This is a genomic window from Nocardia sp. NPDC127579 (assembly GCF_042672005.1).
Classification (GTDB): domain Bacteria; phylum Actinomycetota; class Actinomycetes; order Mycobacteriales; family Mycobacteriaceae; genus Nocardia.
Map to the genome: position 1 here is coordinate 187,416 of NZ_JBHXVZ010000009.1, position 16,827 is coordinate 204,242.

Below are 16,827 nucleotides of genomic sequence, written 5' to 3' on the forward strand. Positions count from 1 at the left end.
CCGGTCGGGGATATGCCGACGGCCGCGGTATTCGGCGGCGAGCGTGTGGGAAAGGACCGGCGGCCTCGATCAGTCACCGGCGTGTGTCGAAAACGCCGTAGTTCCAAGGAGATATCCCATGCGCAGAGCGCCCGATACCTGTCGACTCGTGACCTCCGGCGGGAGGGCGCGATGAGCACCCTGGTCTCCGGCGCGCGGACCCGGGAGGGCAAGGGCGTCGGCAGCAGTGCGCTGCGCCCCGACGGCACGCTCAAGGTCACCGGCGAGTTCGCCTACTCCTCGGACCTGTGGATCGACGGCATGGTGTGGGGGACCACCGTGCGCAGCCCGCATGCGGCGGCGCGGATCCGGGCGATCGACACCAGCCGCGCGCTGGCGCTCGCGGGCGTGCACGCGGTCCTGACCCACGCGGACGTCCCGGGCGTGAAGACCTACGGCATGAAGGTCGCCGATCAGCCCGTGCTGGCCATCGACGAGGTGCGCTACCAGGGCGAACCGGTAGCGCTGGTAGCCGCGGACGATCCCGAGATCGCGCGCCGGGCAGCCGAACTCGTCGTGGTCGACTACGAGGCGATCGAGCCGGTCACCGATCCCGAGCTTGCCCTCGACCCGGCGGCCCGGGTACTGCACCAGGACTCGAATCTGGTGCGGCACGTCAAGATCCGGCACGGCGATATGGAGCGCGCCCGCGCGGCCGCCGAGGTCGTGGTCGTCGGTGACTACGAACTGGGCATGCAGGACCCGGCCTTCCTCGGACCCGAATCCGGCCTCGCGGTCCCCGCGCCGGATGGGGGAGTGGAGCTCTACGTCTCCTCGCAGTGGCTGCACAAAGACCTCGAGCAGATCGCGCCGTGCCTGGCCCTGCCGGTCGAGCGGGTCCGCTTGACGATGGCCGGCGTGGGCGGCGCTTTCGGCGGCCGCGAGGATCTTTCGGTCCATGTGCACGCCTGCATGCTGGCGCTGCGTCTGGGCCGACCGGTGAAGATGATGTACAACCGGCACGAATCCTTCTTCGGGCATGTGCATCGGCACCCCGCACGGATGCGGTTCGAACACGGCGCGACCCGCGACGGGAAGCTCGTCTATGTGAAGGCGCGCCTATTGTTCGACGGCGGCGCGTACACCTCGACCTCGCCTGTGGTCATCGCGAACGCGTCGTATTTCGTCGCCGGCGCCTACGCGGTGCCGCACGCGGAGATCGATGGCCTGGTCGTCTTCAGCAACAATCCGCCGTGCGGCGCGATGCGCGGATTCGGCGCGGTGCAGTCGGCCTACGGCTGTGAGTCGAATATGGATCGGCTCGCGCGCGAACTCGGGATGGACCCGCTGGCACTGCGCCTGAAGAACGCCATGACCACCGGCACCATCCTGCCCACTGGTCAGGCGGTGGACGGCCCCGCCCCGGTGCGCGAACTGCTCGAGGCCCTGCGGCAGCGGCCGCTGCCCGCGGCCGCCTCGGCCCACGATCCGCGTACCCGGCCCGGTGGCGTCGGCAATACGACACGCGGCGAGGGGATTCGCCGCGGTATCGGCTACGCGGTCGGCGTCAAGGCGATCGGTTACTCGGGCGGGGTGGACGACATCTCGACCGCGCGGGTCACCCTCTCGATCGCGGGTGGCGAGCCCGTCGTGTCGATTCACACAGCCGCCGCGGAATGCGGGCAGGGGATCACGACCGTGCAGTCACAGATCGCTACCACCGAACTCGGCGTCGCCCAGGTGGTGGTGCTCCCGGCCGATACGCGGATCGGCGACGCCGGTTCGGCGTCGGCCTCCCGGATGACCTGGATGTCCAGCGGCGCGGTCCAGGGCGCCAGCCGCGAGCTGGCACGCGAACTGCTGGCTCGCGCCGAGCGGGCCACCGGCCGTGCGGTGTCCGGCCTCGCGCTGCAGGACGGGACGATCGCCGACGCCGCCACCGGCACGACGGTGCTCACGCTGGCCGACCTGTTAGGCGACGAAACGCTGTCGGCTGTACACGAATATCATCACCGGCCGACCGAGGGCATCGATCCCGAACGCGGCCAGGGCAACGCGCATATCGCTTTCGCGTTCTGCGCCCATCGCGCGGTGGTCGACGTCGACGTGGAACTCGGCTTGGTACGCGTGGTCGAACTCGCGGTGGCCCAGGACGTCGGCAAGGCGATGAATCCCCTTGCGGTACAGGGGCAGATCGAAGGCGGCAGCGCGCAGGGGCTGGGCTTGGCGCTGATGGAGGAGATCGTCGTCGACGCACAGGGCAGGGTGCGCAACCCCTCGTTCACCGATTACCTGATTCCCACCATTCTCGACGTTCCGCCGATGCCGATCAGCATGTTCGAATTCCCCCATCCCGATTCGCCCTACGGACTCAACGGTGTCGGCGAACCGCCCACGCTGTCCTCCACGCCGGCCATTCTCAACGCGCTGCGGGCCGCCACCGGTCTGGACCTGCCGCGCGCTCCGGTCCGGCCCGACGATATCGCCCTGCGTCCCGTCACGATGTGCTGAGCGCGGCGGACTCGATCGGCATCGTGCTCGCGGCCGGGGCGGGCACGCGGTACGGATACCCCAAGGCGCTCGCCGAGAACGGCGCGTGGGTGTGTAAAGCCGTTGCAGCACTGGAGAGTTGCGCATCGGTCCTGGTGGTGCTCGGTGCAACCGGTCCCGCGCCGCTACCGCTCGGCTTGCCCGCGTCGGCTCGCCAGATCTGGGCGCCGGACTGGGGGCGGGGCGTCAGCGCCGCACTGCGGTCCGGCCTGGCCGCCGCGTGGCCGACCGGCGCCGAGTACGCGGTGATCATGCCGGTGGACACCCCGGATGTCGGAGCCGACGTGGTCGACCGCGTGCTCACCGTTGGCCGGACTGCCCCGAGCGGGCTGGTCCGCGCCGTATTCGACGGCGCCCCAGGACATCCCGTCGTCGCCGCGCGCGCGCACTGGCTGCCGATGAGTGCCGTCGCCGCTGGCGATCGCGGCGGTCGCCGGTATCTGAACGGGCGTGCCGACACCGCGCTCATCGAATGTGGCGATCTGGCAACCGGATTCGACCACGATCACCGGGTGTGAGTCCGAGCGGCGGCGGACCCATCGGGCCCGCCGCCGCTCCCCCTCATTCCGGTGTGACTAGTGGGCCGCGCCCAAACGCAGCAGCACCGTTTCGCCGGTGGCGTCGTCGAGGCCGTCGTTGTCGGTGACGGCGAACAACTCGCCGTTACCCGCCACCGCCAGACCTTCCACTTTCTCCTGTACCCAGCCGTTGGTGGCGCGCAGCGCGGGGAGCAGATCGTGTACTCGGGCCTTGGGCAAAACGACCGGCTGTGCGGTGCCGGTCACGCCAGGTGTGGTCGGCAGCGCGACCCGGTTCACCACCTTCAGCGCGGCGGCGGGACCGTTGAGCTTGTCACGCTCGAGCACGAGCAGGGAATCGCCGTCGACGGTGATCTCCGAGACGCCGATCCAATCGCCCTTGGTCGCGGTGGTGTCCAATTGGTAGCCGTACCACTGCCATTCGCCGGACTTCGGCAGATACCTGCCGATCCGGACGACACCCTTGGGATCCGACTTCAGCTCGCGCTGCAAGACGACCCACACGGTTTCCTCGGCACCGGAGCCCTGGACCGAGATGCCCTCGAGGCCCTGCTTGCCGAGCCCGGCGGCGATCTCGGCGGGCAGCGGGATCCGCTGCTCGATCGCGCCGTCGCGGGCGACCCGCACGATCGCGTTGCCCGGGCCGTCCTCGCCCTCCACCGCGAGGTAGAACCCGCCGTCGCGGCGGGCGGCCAGCCCCTCGATATCCAGGCTCACCGGCTTGCCGCCCTCGGTGATCGGCAACTGCGTGTCGATGACGGCCGGAACCAGCGAAACATCGAGGCCCAGCACGCGGGCCGGGCCGTAGGCGATATCGGTGGCCGTGTACAGCCGATCCGCGGCGGCGGGGTCGGCGGTGAGCGCACCCAGCGCACCCCAGCCGATCGGCGCCCGGCCCGCGTCGGCGGACACGATCGACGGGAACATCGGGTCACCCTGCCCGGCGTAGTCGGCGCCGAAGCCGAACACCGTAATCGCGCCGCGCACACCGGCTTCCGCGTCGTCCTGCTCCGAGGAGACGGCGAGCAGATTGCGGGACGGGATCGGCACGATGCCCTCCGGCCCGGCATTGGTCGCCAGGATCTGCCGGAACACCGGCTTGCGCGGATCCGAAACATCGTAGACGGCAACGAAATTGCCGCGCTCGGAGCCGACCAGCGCGACCGGGGCGCCGTTCAGCTCGGTGACCGCGATACCCTCCGGCTCGGCGCCCTTGGCACCGGCACGCTTCTCGTTGAACAGGCCGGTCCGCATGGCCAGGTGCTCGAAGGTGTTGCCGGCGTCCCAGACCACCGCGCCGGTCTTCGCGTCGAAGACGCTCCAGCCGCGGCTGCCGCCCTTCCAGTCGCCCTCGTTGGCGGTCGCGACGTGATCGTCACCGATCCAGGCGATCGCATCGGGTTCGCGCGGCGTATCGCGCACCGAACCGGTCGGATCGATCAGCCCGTCTTTCTTGCTGTCGATATCGGCGACCGAGACCTTCCCGGCGGAGAACACCGTCCGCACGGTCGCGGCCGCGGCGTCGATGATCGCGATGCCGTTGTTCTCCTGGAGGGTGACGGCCAGCTCACCGCGCGCATTGAAGCTCACGTACTCGGGCTCGAGGTCCTCGGGCGCGGCCAAACCGGCGGCGCGCGCGGCGGATTCGTCGATGCGCACCGGGCGCGGCGTCCACTGCTGCGGCGCGCCGGTCAGATCGATGAGCTGAAGGAACCCGGTCGGCGGCTGCGGCAGGTCACCCTTCGCGCCGCCCGCCGGGGTGAATTCCTCGTCGCGCTGGTTCTCCATGGCGATGGCCACGCGCGCGCCGTCGTGGCTGAGGGCGATCGAATCCGGCTGACCGCCGAGGTCGATGCTGTGCACCTTGGCGCGGTCACTGATCCGGACCACATCCACCCGCCCGGACGGCTGCGCGAAATTGCCGCCGCTGCTGTCGACGACCACCAGGACGTACGCACCGGCCACGGTCACCGAGGTCGGCTGGTCGTCGGCGTGCCCGAGCTGCGCCAGCGACAGCGTGCCCGCGCCCTTGGGATGCGCGGGATCGCCGAGATCGACGAATCCGATCCGTTTACCGGCGGCGTCGGTATAGATCAGGGTCTTGCCGTCGGGGGTGACGGCCGAGATTTCCGCGGAGGTGGCCGTCTCCGCGGCGACGCCCTCGGGGCGATTCTGGAAGACCGGATAGGTGGCCAGCCGGTGATAGCTGTTCGCCGCGTCCCGCTCCCAGCCGGGTGCGGCCGCCGGCCCGCCCGGCTCGTCGTCGGTGCCACACGCGGCGGCGAGCATCGCCACCGCCAGCACCGTCGCGGTTGATCGCCTTTTGTTCATCCTGGTCAACCCAAACTCCTCGAACACACTCAGTCCCCGCGGACGGGGAATCCGGAGATCGTTGCCGAGGCGGGCAACCGCGAGGTTGCGCAGGGATGAACTTCGTGACGCGCCTCGATCGTCATCGGACCGCAAAGAGATTGTGGCGTAGATCGCAAAGTTCTCCTGGGAACCTTTAGCGACTCGTGCCGTGGTGGGGGAGCCCATCTTGATGCCGTCGTCGGAGATGATCGAATGCGAATCGGTAAGTTGAGCTCACGGATGCGGCTGGGGGCCTTGGCCGCGGTGCTCGCGCTGGCGGTGTCGGGATGCGGGCTGGGCGGGGAGACCGGCGCCGCCGTCACCTACGCGGACGCCAAGTCCTCCGGCAAGATCAAGGTCGGCTTCGCCAACGAGGCGCCGTGGGCCTTCCTCGACGAGAAGGGCGAGCTCACCGGGTACGCGCCCACCGTCGCCCGGGCAGTGCTGAAGAAGCTCGGCATCGACGAAGTCGAAGGCGTGGTCACCGACTTCGACGGACTGATCGACGGCGTGCGGGCGCAGAACTACGCGTTCGTGGCCGCGGGCATGTTCATCAATCCCAAGCGCTGCGAGAGCTCCGCCTTCGCCGTTCCCGACTATCAGGTCGGCTCGGCCTTCCTGGTGCCCAAGGGAAACCCGCAGAACATCAAGCGATTCGAGGATATCCCGAAGGCCAATGTGCGGGTCGCGACCCTGGGCGGCGCGGTCGAGAACGGCTACGCCGAAAAGTCCGGCGTGCCGGGCAATCTGGTGGAGCCGATGGCCAAGCAGGACGATATCCTGCGTGCGGTCAGCAACGGCGACGTCTACGGTGCGGCCATCCTCGATGTCACCGCCGCCTGGCTGGTGAAGAACAACCCGAACTCGAATCTCGAAGTGACCGAGTCGTTCCAGTACAGCTCGCGGCCCGATGTGGGGACCTTCAACTTCCGGATCGGCGACGACGAATTCCGTGCGGACTTCAACCGGGAGCTGCGCGCACTGCACGCCAGCGGCGAATGGCTGCGCCTGGTCGAGCCGTTCGGTCTGACCGCGGCGAACGAACCGGCGCCCGCGCTCACCACCGAGCAGTACTGCAAGGCCTGATCCAGCGCCTTGTCCGACAATTTCTCGATCTACCTGGAGCGCATGCTCGCCGGGTTGCCCTTCACCCTGTGGGCGACCGTCGGCGGCATCGCGCTGACCGTACTGCTGTCCTTCGCGGCCGGGCTGGCCATGCTCTCGCCCCGCCGCTGGGTCCGGGTTCTGTCCCGGATCTACGTGGAGGGCTTCCGGGGCAGCTCGGAAGTGGTGCAGCTGTTCTTCTTCGCGGTGGCCGTGCCGATCTTCCTGGGCATCGCGCTCGGCGCGACCGCGCAGGGGTTGCTGCTGATCGGCATCGTGGTACTCGGCCTGAACCACGGCGCCTACGGAGCCGAAATCGTGCGCGGCGCCGTGCGTTCGGTGCCGAAAGGGCAGCTGGAAGCCGCCGTCGCGCTGAATCTCACGCCGCTGCAACGCATGTGGCGCGTGGTGCTGCCGCAGGCCGTGGTGGAAATGCTGCCCTCGTTCAACAACCTGTTCATCCAGTTGGTGAAAAGTACCGCGCTGCTGAGCTTCATAGCGGTGCCGGAGATCTTCAAGAAGACCGACGAACTGCGCGCCGTCCCCGCGTTCTCCCGGGAACTCGGGCTGATCTATCTCATCGAACTGGTCTGCTACCTGCTGATCGCGGTCGTGGTGACAGTCCTCATGCGGCTCGCCGAAGCGCTGGCTGCGCGCCGGGTCGGGCGTAAGGCGCCGAGCCGGACCCGGCGATTGGCGGTGATCTGATGGAGAAGTGGCGCTGGGATCGGTTCTTCGAGACCTTCCCGTTCATCTGGGACGGGCTGCTGGTCACCATCCAGTTCACGCTATTGGGCTCGCTGGTCGCCTATGTGCTCGGTCTGCTGTTCGCGGTGCTGCGCGCCATGCGGATCCCGGTCCTCGACCAGATGCTGTGGGCCTTCATCGAATTCGTGCGCAGCACACCGCTGCTGGTGCAGATCTTCGTGCTGTACTGGCTGGTCCGGCCGGAGTTGCTCGGCGGGCTGTCGGTGGACGCGCAGCGGCTCGTGGTCGGCGTGACCGCGCTCGGCGTGCACTACGCGTGCTACACCGCCGAGGTCTACCGGGCCGGCATCGACGCGGTCCCGGCGACCCAGTGGGAAGCGGCCCGGGCGCTGAGCCTGCCCCGCACCCGCACCTGGACCGATGTGATTCTCCCGCAGGCAGTTCCACGGGTGCTGCCGGCGCTGGGCAACTACACCATCGCCATGCTCAAGGAGGTGCCGCTGCTGTCCTCCATCGTGGTGCTCGACATGGTGTATCAGGTCAAGACCGTCTATGCGGCCAGCTCCGGCGGTGCGGGACCGGAGGCCTGGTTCGCCGTCGGTCTCACCTTCTTCGCTCTGAGCTACCCGTGTTCGATCCTGGTTCGAAAGGTGCAAAGCCGTGTCGGAGCTGTCTGAACCGATGATCCGGTTCAACGATGTGGGCAAACGCTACGGCGATACCCCCTGCCTCGAGGGGCTCGACTTCTCGGTGGCCCCAGGGGAATTCGTGACGCTGATCGGACCCTCGGGATCCGGCAAGACCACCATCCTGCGCCTGGTGATGACGCTCGAGCAGGTCAGCTCCGGCACCATCGACATCGGCGGCGAATGCCTGACCCATGTGCGCAAGGGGGACAAGCTGATTCCCGCCCCCGAAGCACACCAGCGACGGGTGCGCCGCCGAATCGGCATGGTGTTCCAGCAGTTCAACCTGTTTCCGCACATGACGGTGCTGCGCAATATCACCGAGGGCCCGATTCGCAGTCTCGGGCAGGGCCGCGAGGAGGCCGAGGTGAAGGCACTGGAGCTGCTGGAAATGGTGGGGCTGCAAGACAAGTCGAACTCCAAGCCGGGACAGCTCTCCGGTGGTCAGCAGCAGCGCGTGGCGATCGCCCGTGCACTGGCCATGCAGCCCGACATTCTGCTACTCGACGAGGTGACCTCGGCGCTGGATCCGGAACTGGTCACCGGGGTGCTGAAACTGCTCGCCGATATCGCCGAAAGCACCGATCTCACCTTCCTCTGTGTGACCCACGAAATGCGTTTCGCCCGTGGTGTTTCCGATCGAGTGGTGGTGCTCGACGGCGGGCGGGTGCTGGAACAGGGTCCGCCCGATCAGCTCTTCGCCGACCCGGTCGAGCCGCGCACCCGGGAGTTCCTGTCCGCGGTGCTCGATCGCGAGGGCTAGTCCCAGAGATCGTGTGTCGGTAGCTCGGCCAGGCCGGGGCGCACCTGGTCGTCGATGGTGACGATGACGCCGTGCCGGCGCAGGGCTTCGGCGACCCGATGCGCGACGGCGGCGGAGGACCTGTATTCGACGACGGCCCCGCCTTCGGGAAAGCGCAAGCTGATTCGAACGTCGACGGCGGATTCGGGATCGCTCACCGGGACCGGGGCGTGTCGGCGTCACAGAGCACTCCTAGATCATTGGGAGCGTTCTTTGCGGAGAAGTACACAGCTACTTTGCGGTTGGATGACGATCGGCAGGCCGCCGCGTCGGCGGCGCTGACCTGGGTACTCTGCATTCCTGCCGCGTCGGCACGGTGCGCGCGGTCCGGGTCGGGTGTGGTGAGGATGGTCGATGAGCGCGAGCCTGCTGATCGTGGCGGACGACGACCGGGTGCGTGGCGCGTTGCGGCTGGCGATGGAGGACGAGGGTTACGACGTCGCCGAGGCGCCGACCACCGAGGCCGCGCTGGATCGACTGCGTCGCCGCGGCGCGCCCGACATGATCATCATCGACCTGATGCTCGGCACCATGGACGGATTCACCTGCATCCGTGAGATCCGGCGCGAGCATCACGTGCCCATCGTCGTGGTCAGTGCCCGCGACGACACCCATGACGTGGTGGCGGCATTGGAGGCGGGCGCCGACGACTTCGTCACCAAACCCTTTCAGATCAAGGAGATCACGGCTCGGCTGCGTGCCCTGCGCCGCCGCGCCCGCCTGGCGCACGAACGCGACCCCGGCCCGGACGATCTCGTGCTCGATACGAAATCCGGGCCACCGCTGGTACTTTCACGCCTGAGCGGCATGGTTCGCCGCGGCGAGGACCCGGTTCACCTGACCCTCACCGAATTTCGTCTACTGTGCGAACTGGCCGAAGCGCCCGGCCGTGTCTTCAGCCGGGACGTGCTGCTGGATCGCGTCTGGGACCGCGGTTTCTTCGGCGACCACCGAATCGTCGACGTCCACATGCGCCGCCTGCGCACCAAGATCGAACAGGACCCCTCCGCCCCGCGTCTGGTGGTGACCGTGCGCGGGCTCGGCTATCGCCTCGACCTGCATCCGTGACCGGCGCGGCCTGGCTGAACCGGTTCGGCGTGTGCGGCCGGGTGGTGCCGGCGTCACGGCGGGAACCGGAGTGGGCAACTCGTCCGAGCCGCGGAGTATCCGAGCGAGTTGACAGAATTAGGTACGGCTAACCTAAGCTCTTCGGCTGTGACTGCGGTGGACACTTCCTCTTCTGGCCTGCGGTGGCGGCGGGTTCCGCTGTTGCTGATCGGGTTCGCTGTTCTGCTGCTGGTCGGGGTGCTGAGTTTGGCGCTGGGGAGTCGGTCGGTGCCGGTGGGGACCGTGGTGGCGGCGCTGGTGGGGCAGGGGGACGGGCGGGACGCGCTGGTGGTCACCGGTATGCGGATGCCGCGGACGCTGGTGGGGATCGTGGTGGGGGCGGCGCTCGGGCTGGCCGGAGCGGTGGTGCAGGGGGTGACCCGGAATCCGCTGGCGGCCCCGACCACGCTCGGCATCAACGCCGGCGCGGGTCTCGCGGTGGTGACGGCCATCTACGCGTTCGGCCTGAATCAACCGGTGGAATATGTGTGGTTCGCGTTCGTGGGTGCCGCGGGGGCCGCGCTGTTCACCTTCGTACTCGGGCGGCGCTCCGGCGATATCGACCCGGTCCGGCTCGTGCTGGGCGGGACCGTATTGCAACTGGTGCTGGTGTCGTGGACCACGGCGGTACTGGTCTTCAGCGAACGCACCTTGGACGAGGCCAGATTCTGGCTGGCCGGATCGATCGCACAGCGTGACCTCCAGGTTCTGCTGCCGATGCTGCCGACGCTGGTGCTCGGCGCCGTGCTCGGCCTCGTGATCGCCCCCGCGCTCAACACTTTCGCGCTCGGCGACGAGGCCGCGCACGCACTGGGCGTGCCGGTCACCAGGATTCGGGTCACCGGCATGCTGGCGGCGGTGCTGCTGGCCGGTTCGGCGGTCGCGGTCGCGGGCCCCATCGCCTTCATCGGGTTGGGGGCGCCGCACCTGGTGCGACTGCTGGTCGGCAACGACCATCGCCTCCTGGTACCCGGCTGCCTGATCGGCGGCCCACTGCTGCTGCTCACCGCGGATATCGCGGGACGGCTCATCGCCCGGCCCTCCGAGGTCGAGGTCGGCATCGTGACCGCCCTGCTCGGCGCGCCGCTACTGGCGATCCTGGCCCGCCGCGCGGGAGCCCGCGGATGAGCGTGCTGGCGACGAAACCCACCGCCCTGACCCGCGAGCGCCGTCGCGCCCGGCTGGTCGCCGCGCTCTGCCTGGCCGCCCTGGCCGGATTCAGCGTCATCGCGCTCACCACCGGTGAGGTGAGCATGTCCGCCGGGACCGCACTGCGCGCCGCGCTCGGCTTCGGCGATCCGGGAGAGGTGTACATCGTCCAGGAATTCCGCGCACCGCGCCTGGCCGCCGCCCTCGTCGCGGGCGCGGGCCTGGCCACCGCCGGCGCGGTGCTGCAACGCCTGTTCCGCAATCCGCTGGCCTCACCGGATGTCATGGGTATCACCGGCGGTGCGTCGCTGGGCGCGGTGCTGATCCTGGCCGCGGGTGCGGGTCAGCGGCTGCTGCCGCTGGGCGCGCTGGGCGGCGGACTGTTCGCCGCGGCGGCCCTCGCACTGCTCGGGCGCTGGTCCGGCATGGTGGTCACCCGCCTGGTCCTGGTCGGCATCGCGGTGCAGGCCGGTTTGGCGGCCGCCGTGAACCTGATCGTGGTGCGGTTTCCCCAGGAGCTCGCCGGATCGGCCATGCAGTGGACCGCCGGTTCGCTCTACGGCCGCACCTGGCCCGAAGTGACCGGCGCGGCGCTGGCCGGCCTCGCGGTACTGGTCGCGCTCTTCGTCCAATACCGCAAACTGGCGGTCCTGGACCTGGGTGACGAATCCGCTGGCGCGCTGGGTATTTCGGTGACCACCGCCCGGCTGCGTCTGCTGGTGACCGCGGCCGCGCTGGCGGCGCTGGCCGCCGCGATCGCCGGACCGATCGCCTTCGTGGCGCTGGCGGTGCCGCATCTGATCCGGATGCTGGCCGGAAGACCCACGGGTACAACGCTGGTCGCCACCGCACTGGCCGGAGCCACCCTGCTGCTCGGCGCCGATCTGACCGCCCAGCATCTACTGCCGGTGCACGGACTGGCGGTCGGCGTGGTCACCGCGACGATCGGCGCGCCCTGGCTGCTCATCCTGCTGCTGCGTGACGGCGGCCCGGCCTCTCGGAGGACAGTGTGACCAACGCGAACGAGCTTGCCGCGCGGGATCTTCGACTGCACTACGGCGACCGCGCCGTCATCGACGGTTTGACGCTCACGCTGCCCGGCGGCGCGGTGACCGCCATCGTCGGCCCGAATGCGTGCGGAAAGTCCACGCTGCTGCGCGGTTTGGCGCGCCTGCTGCGGCCCACCGGCGGCGCCGTCACCCTCGACGGCGCCGATATCCACCGTTTGGCGGCGCGCGATCTGGCTTTGAAGCTGGGTCTGCTTCCGCAGCAACCGATCACACCGGACGCCATCACCGTGGAGGCGCTGGTCCGGCTCGGCCGCTATCCGCATCAGCGGCTACTGCGTCCGTGGTCGGCGCAGGATCAGGCCGCGGTCGACACTGCCTTGCGCCGCACCGGAACCGACGCGTTGCGCGATCAACCGGTCGATCGGCTCTCCGGCGGCCAGCGCCAACGTGCCTGGATCGCTGTGGCGCTCGCGCAGGAGACCGATCTGCTGCTGCTGGACGAACCGACCACGTTCCTGGACCTGCGCCATCAGCTCGACGTCCTGGATCTGGTGGCCGACCTGCACGCCGACGCGGGCCGCACGGTGATCATGGTGCTACACGATCTGGGCCAGGCCGCCCGCTACGCCGATCACCTGGTGGTCCTGCACGACGGGCGGCTGGCGGCGGCGGGTGTGCCCGGCGAGGTGCTCGACGAGGACCTGGTGCGCACCGTGTTCGGCGTCGACGCCCGTGTCATTCCCGATCCCGAGACCGGGACACCGCTGGTCGTGCCCCGGGCGCGGCGATCCGTTTCCACCCCCGAAAGAGATGAGGACCAGTCATGCCCACAGCACGATTCCGTCGGCTCGGCGCCGCGCTGATCGCGGCCACCATCGCGGTATCCGGGCTCGCCGCGTGCGGAAGCGACTCCGCCGCAACGGGTTCGGTGAACACCGCGGCCGACTCCGCGAGCTTCCCGCGCACCTTGGACACGGTGATGGGGCAGGTGCGGATTCCGAAGGTGCCGCAGCGGGTGGTGGTGCTCGACACCGCCGAGCTCGACTCGGCGACCCTGCTCGGGATCAAGCCGGTGGGCGCGGTGGTACCGCACACCAAGACCCGCGGTGGTTTCCCCGCCTACCTCGGTGACCGGACCGAGGGCATCACCGATGTGGGCCCGCTGCTGGAACCGAACCTGGAGCGGATCGCCTCGCTGAAGCCCGATCTGATCCTGTCCTCGAAGGTCCGCCACGACAAGATCTACGACAAGCTCTCCGGGATCGCGCCGACCGTCTTCACCGAGACCACCGGTGGTCCGTGGAAGGCGAACCTGCTGGTGCACGGCAAGGCACTCGGCTTGGACGATCAGGTAGCGCAGGCGCTGAAGAGTTACGAGGATCAGGCGCGCGCGCTGGGCGAGGCGATCAAGGCCAAGTACAACGGTGCGCTGCCGATGACCTCGGTGATCCGCTTCCTGGCCGGGCCGACCCGCCTGTACATGAGCAATTCCTACAGCGGCGTGGTGCTCGGCGACATCGGCCTGCCCCGCCCCGCCTCCCAGGTCGCCGCCGATCCGGCTGCCAAGATCATGAAGGAGATCAGCGCCGAGCAGATCGATCTGGCCGACGCCGACATGATCTTCGTTGCCACCATCGACGACCCGGACAAGACCGAACGCAAGACCGTCACCGGCGGCCCGGTCTGGCGTGACCTGCGAGCGGTCAAGGGCGACAAGGTCTTCGAGGTCGACGACGAGGTCTGGATGTCGGGTATCGGCATCCAGGCCGCCCGCGCCATGTTCGCCGACATCGCCCGCGTCACCGGCGTGGAACTACCCGCCGCGAAATAGTCACCAGCGGTAGTCGAGGAATTTGCCGTCGAAGGTGATCACCACGCGATCACCGTCGGGGTCGGGGCGGCGGGCGATATCGATGTTGAAGTTGATGGCGCTCATGATGCCGTCCCCGAACTCCTCGTGGATGAGTTCTTTCAGCGCCGGCCCGTAGACATTGACGGCCTCGACGAATCGGTAGATCGTCGGGTCGCTCATCACCTCCGGGTCGGCGCCGCGGGTCGGCTGGCGTTGCAGCGCCTCGCCCACGGCGGTGTCCAAACCGAGTAGGGCGCAGATGGTTTCGGCCTGGTCGGGTGTGAGTGGGTGCCGGCCCAGCAGTGCCGCGGTGCTCCACACGAGTGGCGCGTCGATGGCGGTGGCCAGCTCCGCCCAGGTCTTGCCGCCGCGAATGCGCGCCGCTACCACCAGTTCCGCGGCCTCGGACTTGCTCATGATGGGGATCATGAGCACCAGGCTGCCAGCTCGATTAGCGGTATACCAAGCCGGAAACACGCTCTTCACAGGTCGGCAACGACCACTCCGCAGAATCGGCGCATCCCCACTTCTGCGTCGATTGGATCGTGATGTCCTACCTCAAACCCGCCGAATTCGTGACCAGAATGGTCGACGCCGGACAGGACAAGGCGCTGATGTCCACGCGCGACACCGTGATTCGCGCCTACATGGCCGGGGCGATCCTGGCGTTGGCGGCGGCGTTCGCCGTCACCATCACCGTCCAGACCGGCCAGCCGCTGCTGGGCGCGGTGCTGTTCCCGGTTGGATTCTGCATGCTCTACCTGCTCGGCTTCGACCTGCTGACCGGAGTGTTCACCCTGGTCCCGCTGGCCTGGATCGACAAGCGGCCCGGCGTGAACCTGCGTGCGCTGCTCCGCAATTGGGCGTATGTGTTCCTCGGCAACTTCGCGGGCGCGCTCACCGTCGCGGTCATGATGGCGATCATCGTGACCATGGGCTTCGCCATGGACCCGAACGAGGTCGGCCAGCGGCTCGGTGACATCGGCGAATCGCGCACGGTGGGCTACGCGAACTACGGCTGGGCCGGAATGCTCACGCTGTTCATCCGCGGCGTGCTGTGCAACTGGATGGTGTCCACCGGCGTGGTCGCCGCGATCATGTCGACCTCGGTGTCGGGCAAGGTGATCACCATGTGGATGCCGATCATGCTGTTCTTCTACATGGGTTTCGAGCATTCCATCGTCAATATGTTCCTGTTCCCGTCGGGGCTGCTGCTCGGCGGCGACTTCTCTCTCGGCGACTATCTGCTGTGGAACGAGATCCCCACCGTGGTAGGGAATTTGGTGGGCGGGCTGACCTTCGTGGGGCTCACGTTGTATGCGACCCACGCGCGGACGGGGGAGCGGGTGACGACCGCTTGACGCGGTCCGCGTCGCGTTCGCTGCTGGCCTCGCCGACCACGGCGCGGACCGCCTCGCGGAGGCCGTAGAGAGGGTGGTGGGTGGCGGGGCCGGCGCCGGGGTCTTCGCGAAGTTCCTTGAACAGCGACCAGCACAGGGCGAGCATGACGAGGACGAAGGGCAGCGCCACCAGGATGGTGGCTGTTTGCAGGGATTTCAGGCCGCCCGCGACCAGCAGGACGGCGGCTACCGCGGCCATCAGCACACCCCAGGTGACGACCAGCCAGGACGGTGGGTGCAGCGCGCCCCGGCTGGTGAGCGAACCCATCACCAGGGAGGCGGAATCGGCGCTGGTGACGAAGTAGGTCATCACCAGGATCATCGAGATCCACGAGGTGACGGTGCCCAGCGGCAGCGCGTCGAGCATGCCGAACAGGGACGCCTCCGCATCGGTCGCGTACTGCGCGAGATCGGCCACGCCGGTCGCCGTGAGCCGAATCGCGCTGCCGCCCATGATGCAGAACCACACCGTGGTCACCGCGCTCGGCACCAGTAGCACGCCGATCAGGAATTCGCGAATGGTGCGCCCCCGCGAGATCCGCGCGATGAAGGTGCCGACGAACGGGGCCCACGACACCCACCACGCCCAGTAGAAGATGGTCCAGGTGCCCAGCCAGTCCGGGTCGGCGTAGGCGCTGGTGCGGGTCGCCATCGGCAGCAGATTGAACAGATAGTTGCCGATGCTGGCGGGCAGGCTGTCGAGAATGTAGACCGTCGGCCCCAGCACGAAGATGAACACCATGAGCAGCGCCGCCAGCGCGATATTCACGGTGGACAGCCACTTCACGCCCTTGTGCAGTCCGGAGAACGCGGACACCACGAACGCGGTGCCGAGCGCGGCGATGATGATCAGCTGCACCGTCACGGTATCGGGCGCGTTCGCGGTCAGGTGCAGGCCCTTGGCGACCTGGAGGGTGCCCAGCCCGAGACTGGTGGCGGTGCCGAAGACCGTGGCGAACACCGCGAGCAGATCGATCGCCTGCCCCGCCCAGCCGTTCGCCCGCCGGACGCCCAGCAGCGGCACGAACACCGCCGAGAGCCGGTTGCCGCGCCCCTTGCGGAATCCGGCGTAGGCGAGTGCGAGCCCGACCATGCCGTAGATGGCCCACGGGGTCAGGGTCCAGTGGAACAGCGAATACTGCAACGCGGTCTTGGCCGCGTCGGTGGTCTGCGGTGTGATGGCGGTGGACGGCGGCGGAGAGACGAAGTGCTGCAACGGTTCCCCGACGCCGTAGAACATCAGGCCGATCCCCATGCCGGCGCTGAACATCATCGCGATCCAGGCCAGGTTGCTGAATTCGGGTTCGGAGTCGTCGGCGCCCAGCCGGACCCGCCCGAACCGGCTGATCGCGATCACCACGCACAGCACCAGGAAGACATCCGCCGACACCACGAACAGCCAGTCGAAATTGCTCAGTACCCAGGTCAGTGCCGCACTCGAAGCGGACTCGAACCCGTCCTGGTCCAGGGCCGCCCACCCGGAGATGGCCACCACCGCCACGACACCGATGGCGATGAGCCGAAGGTCCGGCGCAGGCGGCTTATCCAGCTTCTCGGTACTCATCACGGTCAACTATGGCCGTTAGCCG

General features: G+C 68.5%; 16 protein-coding genes. 12 read left to right on the plus strand and 4 right to left on the minus strand.

All coding sequences use genetic code 11. From position 1 onward, the window contains the following. Positions 1–171 precede the first annotated feature (171 nt). Positions 172–2,490 carry a xanthine dehydrogenase subunit D gene (gene pucD / locus ACFVMC_RS27825; protein WP_379215055.1) on the plus strand — a complete coding sequence of 773 codons (2,319 nt, stop codon included), beginning with the start codon at positions 172–174 and terminating at the stop codon, positions 2,488–2,490. Further along, positions 2,484–3,047, plus strand: a complete 564-nt coding sequence (locus ACFVMC_RS27830; RefSeq protein WP_379215056.1) for an NTP transferase domain-containing protein — start codon at positions 2,484–2,486, stop codon at positions 3,045–3,047. Before pucD ends, ACFVMC_RS27830 begins: the two co-directional genes overlap by 7 nt. Before the next feature lie 57 nt (positions 3,048–3,104). On the opposite strand, the gene ACFVMC_RS27835 is transcribed toward ACFVMC_RS27830, so the two are convergent. Then, positions 3,105–5,399: an esterase-like activity of phytase family protein gene (locus ACFVMC_RS27835; RefSeq protein WP_379215331.1), complete on the minus strand. Its 2,295-nt coding sequence runs from the start codon at positions 5,397–5,399 to the stop codon at positions 3,105–3,107. 234 nt (positions 5,400–5,633) lie between these two features. Here ACFVMC_RS27835 and ehuB point away from each other — a divergent pair, with 234 nt between their 5' ends. The 4 genes from ehuB to ehuA are packed head-to-tail and all read left to right on the plus strand — an operon-like array spanning position 5,634 to position 8,681. Beyond that, positions 5,634–6,506, plus strand: coding sequence for an ectoine/hydroxyectoine ABC transporter substrate-binding protein EhuB (gene ehuB / locus ACFVMC_RS27840; RefSeq protein ID WP_379215057.1), 873 nt, complete (start codon positions 5,634–5,636; stop codon positions 6,504–6,506). A gap of 9 nt (positions 6,507–6,515) precedes the next feature. Continuing rightward, a complete protein-coding gene (locus ACFVMC_RS27845; RefSeq protein ID WP_379215059.1) occupies positions 6,516–7,232 on the plus strand; it encodes an amino acid ABC transporter permease in 717 nt (238 codons plus the stop codon). Then, a complete protein-coding gene (gene ehuD / locus ACFVMC_RS27850) occupies positions 7,232–7,909 on the plus strand; it encodes an ectoine/hydroxyectoine ABC transporter permease subunit EhuD (RefSeq protein ID WP_379215061.1) in 678 nt (225 codons plus the stop codon). The genes ACFVMC_RS27845 and ehuD overlap by 1 nt, the downstream gene beginning before the upstream one ends. A gap of 4 nt (positions 7,910–7,913) precedes the next feature. Further along, positions 7,914–8,681, plus strand: coding sequence for an ectoine/hydroxyectoine ABC transporter ATP-binding protein EhuA (ehuA, locus tag ACFVMC_RS27855; protein ID WP_379215333.1), 768 nt, complete (start codon positions 7,914–7,916; stop codon positions 8,679–8,681). Here ehuA and ACFVMC_RS27860 read toward each other — a convergent pair. Further along, positions 8,678–8,878 (minus strand): hypothetical protein, encoded by a 201-nt coding sequence (locus ACFVMC_RS27860; RefSeq protein ID WP_379215063.1) that lies wholly within the window; start codon positions 8,876–8,878, stop codon positions 8,678–8,680. The genes ehuA and ACFVMC_RS27860 overlap by 4 nt on opposite strands. 196 nt (positions 8,879–9,074) lie before the next feature. Between ACFVMC_RS27860 and ACFVMC_RS27865 the strand changes: the two genes are divergently transcribed. From ACFVMC_RS27865 to ACFVMC_RS27885, 5 genes are all read left to right on the plus strand, one after another. Next, positions 9,075–9,788, plus strand: a complete 714-nt coding sequence (locus ACFVMC_RS27865; protein WP_379215065.1) for a response regulator transcription factor — start codon at positions 9,075–9,077, stop codon at positions 9,786–9,788. Between the two features lie 147 nt (positions 9,789–9,935). Further along, positions 9,936–10,955, plus strand: coding sequence for a FecCD family ABC transporter permease (locus ACFVMC_RS27870; protein WP_379215067.1), 1,020 nt, complete (start codon positions 9,936–9,938; stop codon positions 10,953–10,955). Then, complete coding sequence (locus ACFVMC_RS27875; RefSeq protein WP_379215069.1) at positions 10,952–11,989, plus strand: FecCD family ABC transporter permease; 1,038 nt, start codon at positions 10,952–10,954, stop codon at positions 11,987–11,989. Before ACFVMC_RS27870 ends, ACFVMC_RS27875 begins: the two co-directional genes overlap by 4 nt. Next, positions 11,986–12,849, plus strand: coding sequence for an ABC transporter ATP-binding protein (locus ACFVMC_RS27880; RefSeq protein ID WP_379215070.1), 864 nt, complete (start codon positions 11,986–11,988; stop codon positions 12,847–12,849). The genes ACFVMC_RS27875 and ACFVMC_RS27880 overlap by 4 nt, the downstream gene beginning before the upstream one ends. After that, positions 12,810–13,817, plus strand: coding sequence for an ABC transporter substrate-binding protein (locus tag ACFVMC_RS27885; protein ID WP_379215072.1), 1,008 nt, complete (start codon positions 12,810–12,812; stop codon positions 13,815–13,817). The genes ACFVMC_RS27880 and ACFVMC_RS27885 overlap by 40 nt, the downstream gene beginning before the upstream one ends. Here the strand turns inward: ACFVMC_RS27885 and cynS are convergent, their stop codons facing one another. Further along, positions 13,818–14,267 (minus strand): cyanase, encoded by a 450-nt coding sequence (cynS, locus tag ACFVMC_RS27890; RefSeq protein WP_379215074.1) that lies wholly within the window; start codon positions 14,265–14,267, stop codon positions 13,818–13,820. 119 nt (positions 14,268–14,386) lie between these two features. On the opposite strand from cynS, the gene ACFVMC_RS27895 reads away from it, so the two are divergent. Then, on the plus strand, positions 14,387–15,199 hold the full coding sequence (locus tag ACFVMC_RS27895; RefSeq protein WP_379215076.1) for a formate/nitrite transporter family protein: 813 nt from the start codon (positions 14,387–14,389) through the stop codon (positions 15,197–15,199). On the opposite strand, the gene ACFVMC_RS27900 is transcribed toward ACFVMC_RS27895, so the two are convergent. Further along, positions 15,147–16,802: a BCCT family transporter gene (locus ACFVMC_RS27900; RefSeq protein WP_379215078.1), complete on the minus strand. Its 1,656-nt coding sequence runs from the start codon at positions 16,800–16,802 to the stop codon at positions 15,147–15,149. The genes ACFVMC_RS27895 and ACFVMC_RS27900 overlap by 53 nt on opposite strands. Between the last annotated feature and the right edge of the window lie 25 nt (positions 16,803–16,827).